Consider the following 13,818-nt stretch of genomic DNA (forward strand, 5'->3'; position numbering starts at 1 on the left):
AATCTATAAAACTTATATCAATACTTAAATAAAAAAACTATGAAAAAAATTATTATATTAATATCATTGTCAATTTTATTAGTATCATCATGTCAAACATTAAATATATCTGTACCTGATAGATTAAGAAGCATGCTGATAAAAAATATGAAAGAAGATAGAAGTTCAAACCCTATGTACAGAGAATTCAGAGCAGCATGGTTTTCAACAATTGCAAATATAGATTGGCCTGTAAAAGGCGGAAGCGAATCAGAACAAAAAAAACTTATTATAAAACATTTGGATACTTTATATAAAAATAATTTCAATGCGGTATTCGTACAGGTCAAACCAGATGCAGGAGTGATATTCCCATCAAAAATAAATCCTACTACAAGATATTTTTTCGGATCTAAATCAAGCGATGAAAGAGACGATTATCCTTTCAAAACGGATATGCTTAAATTTATAATAGATGAAGCACATAAAAGAAATATAGAAGTTCATGCTTGGTTTAATCCGTATAGAATATCTGCAACATATAACCCAAACGAAAGCTACAGCAAACAATTTTCAAAAAAAAATTTTATACATACATACGTGTCAAATAATTTAAAACCCATATATTGGCATGATAAAAGACTATATTTAGATCCTGGAGAACCATTAAGTGCAGAATATATAGTAAACTCAGTTATTGAAGTTGTTGAAAATTATGATGTAGACGGAATACATTTTGATGATTATTTTTATCAGAATGCTGCATTTGGAAAAACATATAAAGATTGGCCAGATTCTTCAAGTGCAAACAGATATGGTGCAAAATTAGGCTATAATGTAAAAGATACTTCTTATGATGATTATGGAATAAATGGGCTTTATGCTTGGAGACGGGACAATATAAATAGATTAGTAAATAGATTATACAAGGAAATAAAATCAAGAAAGCCTTATGTAAAATGGACTATATCACCGGCAGGTGTTTGGAGAAATAAAGAAAAATTATCAGAATATGCGGGAAGTAAATATGGAAGCGATACGAAATCATATAATCCAAATTTTGATGCTTTGCATGCTGATGTATTAATATGGCTTTTAAACGGTGAGAAAACTTCTACATTGAGAAATGCTACAAGAAAAGACGGATTAAATAGAATGTATATAGATGCTGTAATACCTCAAGTATATTGGAGTTCATATCATAAAACAGTTCCTTTTGATAAAATAGTTAAATGGTGGGTTAAAGAAGCTCAGAAATCAAGGAACGGAAATACTGCTGACATATATATAGGACATGCTTTATATAAAATGGGAAGCGGAACAAATATTGAACCATGGCGAAATAAAGAATTAATGTCTGAACAAATAGATTATATTAGAAAAATAGGCAGCGGATATATAAAAGGTTCTTCATTTTTTACAATGCATAGTATGTACAAAAATGACAGAGACAGCGGAGATTTTGGAAATGAGGCTGTTAAATATATAAAAGAAAATAATTATATATTTAAAGCAATAGTACCAACAATGAATACAATGAAAGATATGAGAAAACCTCCTTTAAAACTAGAAAATCCTTATATAAAAAAAGTTTTCGGAGGAATAGAAATATCTTTTACAGATCCAAATGAATATAAACTTGATAAATATAATACCCCTACACAATCAACATCTGCATACTATGCTGTATATAGAGAAACTATAGGAAATCCTGGAATAGAATTGATAGATAAAATTAGAAGAACAAATTTTAATATAAATTCAAAAGTAACTTATAGAGATAAAACTGTTAATTCTAAAAATACATATATATATTATGTAACTGCTTTGGATAGAATACATAATGAAAGCGAATATTTAACAATAATAAATGATTAAATTAATGAAAAATACAAGTATAATATTTGACAAATAAAATTCTTGAAATATACTATTAATATATGGTGTTAGAAAATTTTTATTATACTGATTATTATAAAAATCATTGGACTAAATATGGTATTCTATTCTCAGATAAATACTTTGAAAAAGAAAAGAAAACTATATTAAATAATAATTACTATATTATCCATAAAAAATATTTTGGTCATATTCATGAAAAAGATATTATAGGGTATGATAGAACTCTTTATAGAACGGATAATAATTCATTAATTTTTCATTATAAAAGTGATGATTCTAAAATATTTAAAATTATTAAATACAATAATGATAATGAATATTTTATTTTTAATAGAGATTTATCCGGGTTTTCAATAATTGATTTAAATAATCAAAATAGGGAATTTAACTTTTATAATAATAAAATAATTAATAATGATACAGATAACTCTGAAAATGGAATATTAGTTTTTATAGATTGTGAATATTTAAATAATAAAATATTATTCTATATATTCTATTTATCAAAAACAGAAAACAATGCTTTCAAAAGAGTTTTTACATATCTATTATTAGATTTTTCAGATGAAATATTGAATAAAGAAGTAAATACTATTAAATTATTGGATATTAGAGACATAGTTTTAAGAAAATACAATCATAATTTAGATATGAATTATAAAGCTTATTTTAAAAATAATATAATAGCAATAGAAGATATTATGAATAAAAAAACATTTGAATTAAAAAATAATGATTATTAAAGGTGTATTTTATGACTAATTTTAATATAATTGAGTTTAAAAAAGATTCAGCAATATATGTAGCAGGACAAAATCCTCAGGATGTATTTTATATAATAAAAGAAGGTACTGTTATAGACAAAAATTATGTTATAGAAAATACTAATTTTGAATTTACTGTAGGAGATATTTTAGGGCTTGTTTCCGGAATATTAAGAGAGCCTTATTATTCCACAGCCATTGCTGCAGATGATGTAAAATTAATAGAAATAAAAGTTAATGATATTTATAACATTGAAGATACTAAAATAATAGAAAATATATATAAATATTTAGTAAAATTTATGGAGATATGGCTTGGAAAATATTTTCATAAATTAGCAGAAAGTTTAAATATTACATCATATAAAGAAAATGATGCTTTTGAAATAGCTAAAGTCTATGAAGAAAGCGGATATACACCCGCTGCTTTATATATGTACAAACAAATTATAGAAATGTTTCCAAATAATGAGCATAAAGAAATAAGTAATAGAATTTTGGAAATAGAAAAGAAAGAAAACATAGAACCTCCTTTACAGATCAATTATAATTTATATGAATATAGAAAAGGCAGCTGCATTTTTTCAGAACTGGAAAGTAATACAAGCTTATATGTTATTAGAGACGGAAAAGTCGGTGTTTATAGTGTATTTGATGGAAGATTAATAACGAGAATAATATTTGATTCAGGAAATATTATAGGATATAAGCCAATACTAGGAAATAAATTGCTTCTTACAACATGCATAATATTAGAAGATACTGTATTGCAAGTTGTAAATAAAGAAGATTTTCTTAAATTAGCATTAAATAACTCTAAAATAGAGTACCACCTTGTTAATATTATGTCAAGGAGAATATATAATACTGTAATAAAAACATATAGCATAAGCATAAAAAGTGTAGTGGGAAAATTTTACAGCATGGTATATTCACTTGCCAAAACAGAATTATTATTTAAAAACGATAAAGAATTTATTGAGCTGCCTTATACAGCACATGATATATGCGGAATGGTTGGAATTGAAAATAGAGACTATGTAAAAAATGAAGTACAAAAAACTAATGTTATGGTATTTTCAAGAACAGGAAAAATAATTATACCAAATTTGGAAAAATTTTTTGAAGAATACGAATTATACAGAAAGAGAAATTCTACAGCGAATATAAGCCAATAAAATAAGCATTAGTATTATGCAAATATAAAATATTATTATATTAAATATTTTTTAATAGAAATAAAAAATTAATATGAATGCTCTATTAACATTGACATAATTATTCTATATATTATAATGCTAGCGATTAAAAATTGAAAAATGGGAAAGTATGTCAATAAAATTTAAGCAGAAAGATTTAATATTAAAATCAGGTGATAAAACTGAAAACTATTTTTACATCATTACTGAAGGTAAAGTTTTATCGTATAATAATTTTTATGAACAGTACAAACTTTATTCCAAGAAAGGAGCTATTATAGGATTAATATCTGCTGTTATAAGAGAACCGTATTTTGAAACTATAGAAGCTGTTGAAGATACTGAAGTAATAAAAATTAATATAGATAGTATTGTAAATATTAATAATAAAACTTTAATAAATAAAATATATAAACATTTATATTTGGTTTTAGAAACATGGCTAAGTAAATATTATACTATATTAGCTAAAAATAAAGTAGATTTATATAATAAAGACAGTATATTAATTATAGCTAACATTTATCTAAATAATGGTTTCCAAGATGCTGCATACAAAATATACAGGGACTATATACAATTATTTCCAGAAAATAAAGATATAGAAGAAGCAAAAAAATTATTAAAAGATATAAAACCTATAGAAGAACCGCAATTAATAGATAAAAATGTATATAAATTTAAAAAAGGATATTGTTTATACTCAGAACTTAATACAAGTGATTTAATATATATGGTTAAATCAGGAAAAGTAGCTATATATAGTATAGTAAATTCCAAACAAACAATGAGAATCATTTATTCAAGTAACTATTTTATAAAGGGATATAGACCTATTTTGGAGTATGCTCCGCTACTTACTACAGCAATAGTACTAGAAGACTCTGTAATGGAAATTATGAATAAAGAAGAATTATTGGCAAAATTGGATATGGATAAAAATTTAAGAATAAATCTAATTAAAATTATTTCTACAAAAATTAATAATGCAGTTTTAAAAATAAAAGCAATAAATGCCAAAGATATAAAATCTAAATTAATAATCATTATATATTCTATCATAAAAATAGAGCAATTATTCAATGAATCTACATCTATGACTCTACCTTATAATATAGATAATATTATAAATATACTCAATTTGGAAATTGATTTAAATGAAATACATACAGAGTTAAAAACAATAAAATATATAAAATATGATAAAAATTCTAATACAATAGATGTAACCAATACTATAAAATATATAAAAGAATATGGAAATTACATAAAATAGTTCTATAAAAATAAATGAACAAAAAATTATTAAATAAGTTGTATTTTTATAAAAAGGAATTATAATGATAGTAAATGTAAAATAATATTATAATTTTTTAACAATGAATGATTATAAAACACTAAAATTTCCTAAATCATCTTTGATATATGAAGAAGGCAATTATCCAAATGATGCATTTTACATTATAACAAAAGGAAAAGTAGTATCTTACGCTAACAATTCAGATAAATATAATAATGAATATAATGCAGGAATTATAATAGGTTTAGTTAATCTTTCAATAAATGAGCCTTATTTTGTCAATATGGAAGCGGTAGAAGATGTGGAAGTTTTAGAACTTCACATGTCTGATATAAGAAATATTACTAACAGCGATTTAATAAAGAAAATATACAACTATCTTACATTAACGCTTGAAACATGGCTATCAAGATACTATATTAATTTAGTCAAAAATAAAGTAGATTTATACTATAAAGAAAGTTTATTCACTATGGCAGATATATATAAAGAAAATGGATTTAATGATGTAGCTTATAAATTATACAGTGAATATATTGAAGATTTTTCTTATGATGATATTAATGTAGAAAAAGCAAAAAAAGAAATAGAAAAAATCACACCAGTTGGAAAGCCTGTTAAATTTCTTGATAATGTATATTTATACAAAAAAGGATCTTGCATATACACTGAAAATAGGCAGAGTAATCATTTATATATAATAATGTCTGGTAAAGTAGGAGTATATAATATTCTAAATGGAAAACTTTTAATAAGAGAAATATATACAAAAAATTATATATTAAGCGGTTATCCGTCAAACCTTGAATATAAACCACTAGCTACAACAGCAATTGCTTTGGAAGATTCGTATATAAAATTGTTAAGCAGAGAAGATTTTTTAGAAATGACAATAAAAGACTCTCAATTAAGAACATATAATATAAAAATGATGTCCATAAAAGTTGTAAACACTCTATTAAAAATAAGAGCTATGGAAGAAAAAAATGTAACTTTAAAACTATTTATAATAATATCATCCATTCTAAAAATAGAAATATTATTTGAAGAGGCAAACAGCATAATATTATCACATACAGTAGAAGATATTATAAATTCTATAAATTTAGAAACAGAAAATATATTTAATGAATTTAAAAAAATAAACTCTATAGAAATAATAAAAAATAAATATATAAGTGTTACAAATATAGATAATTTTTTTAGGGAATATTATGAGTTCCAAAAAAATAATTATTAATGTAATAAAAATGGGTTAAATATATGTTAAGTTATAAAAGTATTAAATTTAGTAAATCATCAACAATATTTGTAGAGGGTCAGGAACCTAAATATACTTTCTTTATTATTAAAAAAGGAAGTGTAATAGTGTATAATTATTTTGCTGATAATTATAATGTAGAGTACAAAGAAGGCGAAATAATAGGTTTATTTAATGCTGTATTAAATGAACCATACTTTGCAACTGTTAAAGCTATAGAAGACCTTGAAGTTATAGAAATGAGTATATATGAAATAGAAAAAATAAATGATAAAAATCTTATAAATAAAATATATAATTATCTTATAATAAATATTGAAAGATGGCTTAATAGATATTATTATTTTTTACATAAATCTAATAATGAATACAATATGGCTAATAAGAAAAATAAAAAGTTAAACATTATAGAGATGGGAAAAATATACTCCAATAATGGATTTTCTGATGCTGCTTATAAATTATATCAAAAATACATAGAATTAAATAATGAAAATGAAGATGATATAGATGAAGCTTCAATATTATTAAAAGATATGAAACCTTTAGAAATGCCGGAGAAATTAGGTGAAAATATTTATAGATATAAGAAAGGTTTTTGTTTATATACAGAACTTCAAAGCAATGATTATTTATATATTATCAAAAATGGTGAAATTGGAGTATATAATATATTTGACTCTAAGCAGGTTACAAGAAGAATATTATCTGATAATGATATTCTAAATGGATATACACCTATATTAAAAGAACAGCAATTACATACAACGGCAATAGTTCTTAAAGATTCTATAATACAATTAGCTAAAAAAGAAGAGTTAATGGATTTAGTTGTAAATGATAGAACTTTGAGACTATATTTTGTAAAAATGATGAGTATGAGAGTATACGGCACTATATCAAGAATAAGATCATTTAATTCTAATAATACAATTACTAGATTTGTAATTATAATAGAAGCATTAGTAAAAACAGAACTTCTATTTAAAAATCTTGATAGAATTACTTTCCCATATAATATAAATGATATATGCAGTATGATTGGAATAAAATATTCTAGTAATATTGAAGATGATATAAAAAAAATAAAGGCATTAGATATATCAAATGACGGGTGTTTAATAATTACCAATGTGGAAGAATTTTATAAAGAATATGATATCTATAAACAAAGAAGTACATACAAATTAGATAATAAATAGATATTCATATAATAAAATGTGATAAATATTCTATATTTCCTTTTGAACCTTTTATCGGAGATACTGTTCTATTAATCTCTTTAAATCCGCATTTTATTATTCTTTCTATTGCATTATTTAGAATTTTATCTCTCAAAATATCGTCTTTAATTATACCTCCTTTTGAGACATCTCCCTTTTCGGCCTCAAACTGAGGTTTTATCAAACTAACCCAAAATTCTAAATCATATAATTCTTTATATATAATTGGAGCAATTTTAGATACTGAAATAAAAGAAACATCGCTTACAATAACACTTGGTATTTCATCATTAAACATTTCTCTTTTAATATCTTTGGCATTAAAATCTTCTATTGATACTACCCTATTATCATTTCTAAGTTTATAAACAAGCTGATTATGACCTACATCTAATGCATAAACTTTCTTAGCTCCATGCTGAAGAAGGCAGTCAGTAAACCCTCCGGTAGATGCTCCTATATCCAAACATATTTTATTTTCTACAGATATATTAAAAAATGAAAATGCCTTATCTAGTTTATCACCAGCCCTAGATACATATTTTCTATTTAGAATAACTTCTATAATATCTGTATCTTTTATCTTTTGTGCTTTAGAAGTTACTTTAACACCGTTTACGAATACGCATCCTGCAAGTATTATATCCTGTGCCTTAGATCTGCTTTCTGTATATCCATTGTTATGTATATATTCATCTAGTCTCATTCTAAATTTAGGAAAGATTTAATAACAGTAAGAGAATTTTTTTGCTTATCTCTAGTATTTATTTTTAATATCATCTGACTATGATTATTTTCTAAAATATTAGAAGTAAAATATACTGACTCTAAAGATTCAGAATACTCATCTATACCATACAAATCTAAATTTGGACTAAACTCAAGATATAATGCCATCTCATTCTTTTTTGCTATATTTAATTTATCATTACTCAAAGATTTTGAAGGAAGCTCTCCATTAACTATAGAATTAACAACTTCTTCATTATTACTCATATAAAGAATAGAATCCTTTATAAAACAGAAATATCCTTCTATAGTATAGATATCATTAGAAGAATCTTTAGCTAAAGCTTCTAATATAATTTTTACAGTATCACTGTCAGTTATAGAAGCAGAAACAAGTATAGCAGGTGTTTGATCAACTTCTGAAGAAGGCATATCCCAAACAGACATAAATATATCACCGCCTAAAAGCTCTATAAATTTATATACGTCTATTCCATATTCCTCAAGTTCAGCTAATTCTTTCTTAATAGGAAAATTACTAATATCTCCTATAACATTTCTAAGGTAATTTGCCAATTCTTTACTATTAAATGCTAATGAAAAGAACCCATAGTTATTTTCACCATTAACAAAGGAGTATATATTATCAGCTAACTGCTTTTTCAATAAAGATGTATCATAAGGATAATTAGGAGTATAACTATCAACTACAATATCAGCATTTCCTTTATTGAAATTAATTTTTGCAGTTAATATAGCATCTTTATAACCATCTCTTGATACACTATCGTAACTTCTTCCAAGAAGGAATTTAGCAAAATCGCTGTTATCATCAGATAATAAAGATAAATTACACCAAACATGACAATCATTCTTTCCTTTTTCTAAAGAGATAAATTTTTCATCTTCTAATGGTGTATTATTAAAAAATATATAATTTGCTATAGAAGTAATATATTCTTTATCTAATTCTTCATTATACCAATAGTTATCTTTCAATTTTACAGTAATTGTAAATATATCATTATTCCATGAAATTAAATTATAATCATCTAAGGCTAAATACTTATAAACGGCTTTATCTGTAACAGATACCAATTTATCCTCTTGACTTGCCATCTTTATCATCAATTTATCTAATTCAGTAATGTTTTTTACATCTAATATTATAGACATTTGCTGATAACCATTGAAGAAAACTATTCTTGAAGTTTTAGAAAAATCTATATAATCATTTAATTTATTGGTCATAACCTCAGCAACAAAAGGATCATCTCTATATTCTAAATATTTATCTGCATATTCTTGCATAAAAAAAATATTTAATACTTTTTGTAAATTAACTTCTGCCTTCTCCGCTAAAGTATTGGCATTAAAAGAAACAACGCTGTCAGCATTACTAGGTATATATTTTTTATCTACAGCATAAATAAAATTACACAATATCAATAAAAATGATAATGCTATTAATACCACTCTCTTCATAATAAGAGACTCCTTAAAAACAATATTATATATTATATTAGACTGTAATTAAAAGTCAAGCATTAAAAAACATACATATAAATGTAAAAAATCCTTGCAAATAAAAATAAATTATTTATAATCATAGGGTATTTTAGTTTTAGGAAGTATAATTATGAGATACTTGATACTGCACGGACATTTCTATCAGCCTCCAAGAGAAAATCCATTTTTAGGAGAGATACAAAAGGAAACAAGTGCGGCTCCATCTCATGATTGGAATGAAAGAATAACAAATGAATGCTACAGTCCTAATGCATATTCCAGAATATTAGACGGATATGGAAGAATTGTAGATATGTCTAATAATTATGAATATATTAGTTTTAATTTCGGACCTACATTATTAGATTATATAGCAAAAACAAGAGAAGATTTACTAGAACGTATAATAGAAGCAGATAAAAAAAGCATACAGAGACTTGGATATGGTAATGCCATTGCACAAGTTTATAATCATATAATACTTCCTCTTGCAAAAAAAGAAGATATGAGAGTGCAAATAAAATGGGGGCTATATAACTTTGAAAAATATTTTGGAAGAAAATCCAGCGGAATATGGCTTTCAGAAACTGCTATTAATTTAGATGTTGTTGATGCTTTATATGACTGCGGAGTAAAATTTACAATATTATCCCCTTATCAAGCACATTATGTTAAAAATATACAAACTTTAGATGTGTCCGGAGGTAAAATTGATACTTCCAAACCTTATTGGTTATACGGACATAACGGAAAAAAAATAATTGTATTTTTTTATGATCCTTATATATCAAATGATATAGCTTTTCAGCATCTGCTTACATCTTCAGACAAACTTGCAGAAAGAATAAGAAATGCTTATGGAGAAAGAAGACTTGTAAATATAGCTACAGACGGTGAAAGCTACGGACACCATGAACCTTTTGCTGATATGTGTTTGGCAAGATATTTCAAGGAAAATGTTGTTTATGATGGAATTACTCCTATAAATTATGAATATTATTTGAATATGTTTCCTCCTGCTGAGGAAGTTATACTTCATGAAGGTACAGGAGGAAGAGGTACTTCTTGGAGTTGCTCTCATGGAGTTGAAAGGTGGAGAAGCAATTGCGGATGCGGAGGATGGGACGGATGCGATTTATCTTGGAGAGGTCCTTTAAGAGATGCATTTGATATATTAAGAAAAATGCAGGATAAATTATTTAAAACTTTCTTGGATTTTACAGATGAAACAAAAAATTCTTTAAGAGAAGAATATGTACGTGCTATATACAATGATGTTGATGCTAAAGATTTATATGAAATATGCAGAAAATATATATCATTTAAAGAATTTATATTTTTAATGGAATCTTATAAATATTCTCTATTCTCATATACATCATGCGGATGGTTCTTTGAAGATGTATCAAGACTTGAACCTATTAAAAACATGCAGTATGCAGAACAGTCATTCCATTATGCAAGAATGCTTGTAAAAGATAAAAATGTTACATTTGTTGATGAGGCTCATAAAGAATTCCTAGAAGCACTTGAAAAATCAATAAGCAATAAACCAGAACATCACACTGCAAAATATTTTTATGAGAAAGAAGCTAAAGTTGATTCATTTACCAAAATATATGTAATAAATCACTTTATATTTAATCTTATAGCTAGTGAATATAGAGAAGTAAATATAAATATTTTTAAACATGAAATTAAATCAACAAAAATAGAAAATAATTATGTAGAAGGAATATTAATAGATAATATAGCAGCTGATATATATTTTAAAGTTAATATTTTACAAGAAAATCATGAGTTTAAAAATCAAATTCAAATATCTGAAGTTTATGAAAATTTAGATAAAAGCACTGTTTATACAATGTATTTGAAAGATTTGAATTCAGATATAAGAGATAAATTAGCTGACCGTCTATTTAAAGATGATATTAAAAATCTTGATAATTTAATGCATCAAATTTATCCGGAATACAGAAAATTATTTACATACTTTAATTTAAATAATATAACACCTGATTATGATTACAGAAGAATAATGGGTGCTATGGCTTCTCCTATACTTAGAGAAAAAATAATAAATAACGGCAGAGATGCTTATGATGAGGTTTCTGAAAATCTAAAAGATGCAAGAAATGCCGGAATATTTATATCAAACAGCGGTATATCCAGCTTAATCGGAGATAATATAAAAAATGCCTTGAATGATTTATATGAAACAGGAAATGCAAAAATAATATATGATCTTCTTAGAGATATAAAATTCCTATCTAATAATGATATGCCTATAGATAGAAATACTTTTGAAAATATATTCTACAAAATATTACTAAAATATAAATCAGGAAATCTCAACTTTAATGAAGAGGAAAAAAATCTCTTCAAAGAACTTGGATATTGGCTTAATTTTAATATGGATAATATATAATTTTTTAATTTTGTTCATTAGTGTTTTTCATTATCAAACTGCCGTTAATTAGGCTTAATATTACTGTAAATGAATTGTTTGTATAGCAATCAACATTTATTCTAATAACTTTGCCTGATTCAGACGAGTTTTTTGCAAGCTCTACCCTTCCGTCAGGTTCTTTTCCAAAATTATAGTTAGTAGTTATATAATATCCTTCATTTTTCCACAAATAATTAGCATATTTCACACTATGTACTAAAACATCATCTACATTATCAAATGTTAATATTTTAATTTCGCCTTCTTCTAATTCATCTATCCTTGGATGGATTTTTAATCCTGTAATCTTATAAACAGAAGATATAGAATCATCACCTATACTATATAATTCTTCATAAGGTTTACTTTTAGAAATAACAATATATGTTATTACTGCCGAAATAATAATTATTATTAAAGTAATTGCTATTTTTTTCATATTTTACTCTTTATTTTCAAAATTTTCTATAACTTCATTTTTACAAATAATATTTGCTATTATTTTATCATCTTTTTTAAGTTTTCTAATACCTAATATGACATATATAAAAAATATTATAAAAGAAAATATAGGACCTAAATTATGATTAATACCAGAAAATTTTGAAATATATTCTCCAATAAAGTATCCTATTATAAGACAAATCAAAGGTATAATATATACAAAAAAATTAGTACCCTTTTTTAACTCCTCAACTTCTATAACAACATTATCACCTTTTTGAGCATTTATTTTATTAAAAGCCCTTAATACAATAGGTTTTCCTTTGGAACATATAGTACATCCGTCACAGCTTGCACTTCTTTGAAGCTCCACTTTTGCTATATTATTATATGTTTCTAAAACTAAAGCAAATTCTCTTTTCATATAATATATCCTCAATAATTTAACTTCCTAAAATTTTTACAAAATAAAAATACTTCCCTGCTCTCATCTCTTGAACTCTTAGGCTTAAATACATTAACAGATTCGAAATATTCACTAAGTTCTTTTTTAAACTCATTTAAATCTTTACCGTCAAATACTTTTATAAAAAAATTACCTTCATTCTTTAATACATCTTTAGCCAAATTAAATATAGCCTTACATAAAGAAATGGATCTAAAATGATTCGTTTCTCTATCTGAAGTTGTATTAGGCATAGCATCGCTTACAACAACATCAAATTCAATATCATTAAAAGTTGAAGAATCCATATCTTTTATATCGCCAAGTATAAATGTAAATTTCTGATGAGAAAAAGAATTGGGAAGTATATCAACGCCTACAACTGAACCGCTTTTTAATATTTTATTAAGCATATATTGGCTGAAAGATCCAGGAGAACATCCCACATCCAATACCCTATCAGATGATTTTATAAACTTAAATTTATTCTGAGCTTCTTCTACTTTGAATACACTCCTAGCTTTATAATTTTCCTCTTTAGCTTTCTTAAAATAAAAATCTTGTACTTTTTTCATCTAATTATAAAATATTCCTATTAAAATATTAAAAAAGCA

Annotated in this window: 12 protein-coding genes; 7 read left to right on the top strand and 5 right to left on the bottom strand. The window is 24.8% G+C overall.

The genetic code is table 11. From position 1 onward, the window contains the following. The first annotated feature begins 39 nt into the window (after positions 1 to 39). The 6 genes from Q0J90_RS11910 to Q0J90_RS11935 all read left to right on the top strand — a co-directional run bounded on the left by Q0J90_RS11910 (position 40) and on the right by Q0J90_RS11935 (position 7,607). A complete protein-coding gene (locus Q0J90_RS11910) occupies positions 40 to 1,857 on the top strand; it encodes a family 10 glycosylhydrolase (RefSeq protein WP_297278118.1) in 1,818 nt (605 codons plus the stop codon). Positions 1,858 to 1,919: 62 nt separating this feature from the next. Further along, positions 1,920 to 2,624 (top strand): hypothetical protein, encoded by a 705-nt coding sequence (locus Q0J90_RS11915; protein WP_297278119.1) that lies wholly within the window; start codon positions 1,920 to 1,922, stop codon positions 2,622 to 2,624. Between the two features lie 11 nt (positions 2,625 to 2,635). Continuing rightward, positions 2,636 to 3,823, top strand: coding sequence for a cyclic nucleotide-binding domain-containing protein (locus tag Q0J90_RS11920; RefSeq protein ID WP_297278120.1), 1,188 nt, complete (start codon positions 2,636 to 2,638; stop codon positions 3,821 to 3,823). A gap of 151 nt (positions 3,824 to 3,974) precedes the next feature. Continuing rightward, positions 3,975 to 5,120 (top strand): cyclic nucleotide-binding domain-containing protein, encoded by a 1,146-nt coding sequence (locus Q0J90_RS11925; RefSeq protein WP_297278121.1) that lies wholly within the window; start codon positions 3,975 to 3,977, stop codon positions 5,118 to 5,120. Positions 5,121 to 5,223: 103 nt separating this feature from the next. Further along, complete coding sequence (locus Q0J90_RS11930) at positions 5,224 to 6,384, top strand: cyclic nucleotide-binding domain-containing protein (protein ID WP_297278122.1); 1,161 nt, start codon at positions 5,224 to 5,226, stop codon at positions 6,382 to 6,384. Positions 6,385 to 6,407: 23 nt separating this feature from the next. Further along, a complete protein-coding gene (locus tag Q0J90_RS11935; protein WP_297278123.1) occupies positions 6,408 to 7,607 on the top strand; it encodes a cyclic nucleotide-binding domain-containing protein in 1,200 nt (399 codons plus the stop codon). Between the two features lie 4 nt (positions 7,608 to 7,611). Here Q0J90_RS11935 and Q0J90_RS11940 read toward each other — a convergent pair whose 3' ends face one another. Together Q0J90_RS11940 and Q0J90_RS11945 are read right to left on the bottom strand one after the other, a co-directional pair. Then, positions 7,612 to 8,334 carry a TlyA family RNA methyltransferase gene (locus Q0J90_RS11940; protein ID WP_297278124.1) on the bottom strand — a complete coding sequence of 241 codons (723 nt, stop codon included), beginning with the start codon at positions 8,332 to 8,334 and terminating at the stop codon, positions 7,612 to 7,614. Continuing rightward, a complete protein-coding gene (locus Q0J90_RS11945) occupies positions 8,331 to 9,842 on the bottom strand; it encodes a DUF4836 family protein (protein WP_297278125.1) in 1,512 nt (503 codons plus the stop codon). The genes Q0J90_RS11940 and Q0J90_RS11945 overlap by 4 nt, the downstream gene beginning before the upstream one ends. A 154-nt stretch (positions 9,843 to 9,996) precedes the next feature. On the opposite strand from Q0J90_RS11945, the gene Q0J90_RS11950 reads away from it, so the two are divergent. Continuing rightward, a complete protein-coding gene (locus Q0J90_RS11950; protein WP_297278126.1) occupies positions 9,997 to 12,294 on the top strand; it encodes a DUF3536 domain-containing protein in 2,298 nt (765 codons plus the stop codon). Positions 12,295 to 12,298: 4 nt separating this feature from the next. Here the strand turns inward: Q0J90_RS11950 and Q0J90_RS11955 are convergent, their stop codons facing one another. From Q0J90_RS11955 to Q0J90_RS11965, 3 genes are read right to left on the bottom strand one after another with little or no spacing between them, the layout of a single operon-like run. Further along, entirely contained in the window at positions 12,299 to 12,754 is a 456-nt protein-coding gene (locus Q0J90_RS11955; protein ID WP_297278127.1) for a hypothetical protein, read from the bottom strand. Between the two features lie 3 nt (positions 12,755 to 12,757). Next, positions 12,758 to 13,183, bottom strand: a complete 426-nt coding sequence (locus Q0J90_RS11960) for a SoxR reducing system RseC family protein (protein WP_297278128.1) — start codon at positions 13,181 to 13,183, stop codon at positions 12,758 to 12,760. An 11-nt stretch (positions 13,184 to 13,194) separates the two neighbouring features. Further along, positions 13,195 to 13,779 (bottom strand): RlmE family RNA methyltransferase, encoded by a 585-nt coding sequence (locus Q0J90_RS11965; RefSeq protein ID WP_297278129.1) that lies wholly within the window; start codon positions 13,777 to 13,779, stop codon positions 13,195 to 13,197. Between the last annotated feature and the right edge of the window lie 39 nt (positions 13,780 to 13,818).

Origin of the sequence: uncultured Brachyspira sp. (assembly GCF_944390595.1) — a bacterium.
In the GTDB taxonomy this organism is placed as follows: Bacteria; Spirochaetota; Brachyspiria; order Brachyspirales; family Brachyspiraceae; genus Brachyspira.

Coding starts and splice junctions, on each gene's coding strand:
- Q0J90_RS11910 (WP_297278118.1), top strand. CDS start 40: ATGAAAAAAATTATTATATTAATATCATTGTCAATTTTATTAGTATCA.
- Q0J90_RS11915 (WP_297278119.1), top strand. CDS start 1,920: ATGGTGTTAGAAAATTTTTATTATACTGATTATTATAAAAATCATTGG.
- Q0J90_RS11920 (WP_297278120.1), top strand. CDS start 2,636: ATGACTAATTTTAATATAATTGAGTTTAAAAAAGATTCAGCAATATAT.
- Q0J90_RS11925 (WP_297278121.1), top strand. CDS start 3,975: ATGTCAATAAAATTTAAGCAGAAAGATTTAATATTAAAATCAGGTGAT.
- Q0J90_RS11930 (WP_297278122.1), top strand. CDS start 5,224: ATGAATGATTATAAAACACTAAAATTTCCTAAATCATCTTTGATATAT.
- Q0J90_RS11935 (WP_297278123.1), top strand. CDS start 6,408: ATGTTAAGTTATAAAAGTATTAAATTTAGTAAATCATCAACAATATTT.
- Q0J90_RS11940 (WP_297278124.1), bottom strand. CDS start 8,334: ATGAGACTAGATGAATATATACATAACAATGGATATACAGAAAGCAGA.
- Q0J90_RS11945 (WP_297278125.1), bottom strand. CDS start 9,842: ATGAAGAGAGTGGTATTAATAGCATTATCATTTTTATTGATATTGTGT.
- Q0J90_RS11950 (WP_297278126.1), top strand. CDS start 9,997: ATGAGATACTTGATACTGCACGGACATTTCTATCAGCCTCCAAGAGAA.
- Q0J90_RS11955 (WP_297278127.1), bottom strand. CDS start 12,754: ATGAAAAAAATAGCAATTACTTTAATAATAATTATTATTTCGGCAGTA.
- Q0J90_RS11960 (WP_297278128.1), bottom strand. CDS start 13,183: ATGAAAAGAGAATTTGCTTTAGTTTTAGAAACATATAATAATATAGCA.
- Q0J90_RS11965 (WP_297278129.1), bottom strand. CDS start 13,779: ATGAAAAAAGTACAAGATTTTTATTTTAAGAAAGCTAAAGAGGAAAAT.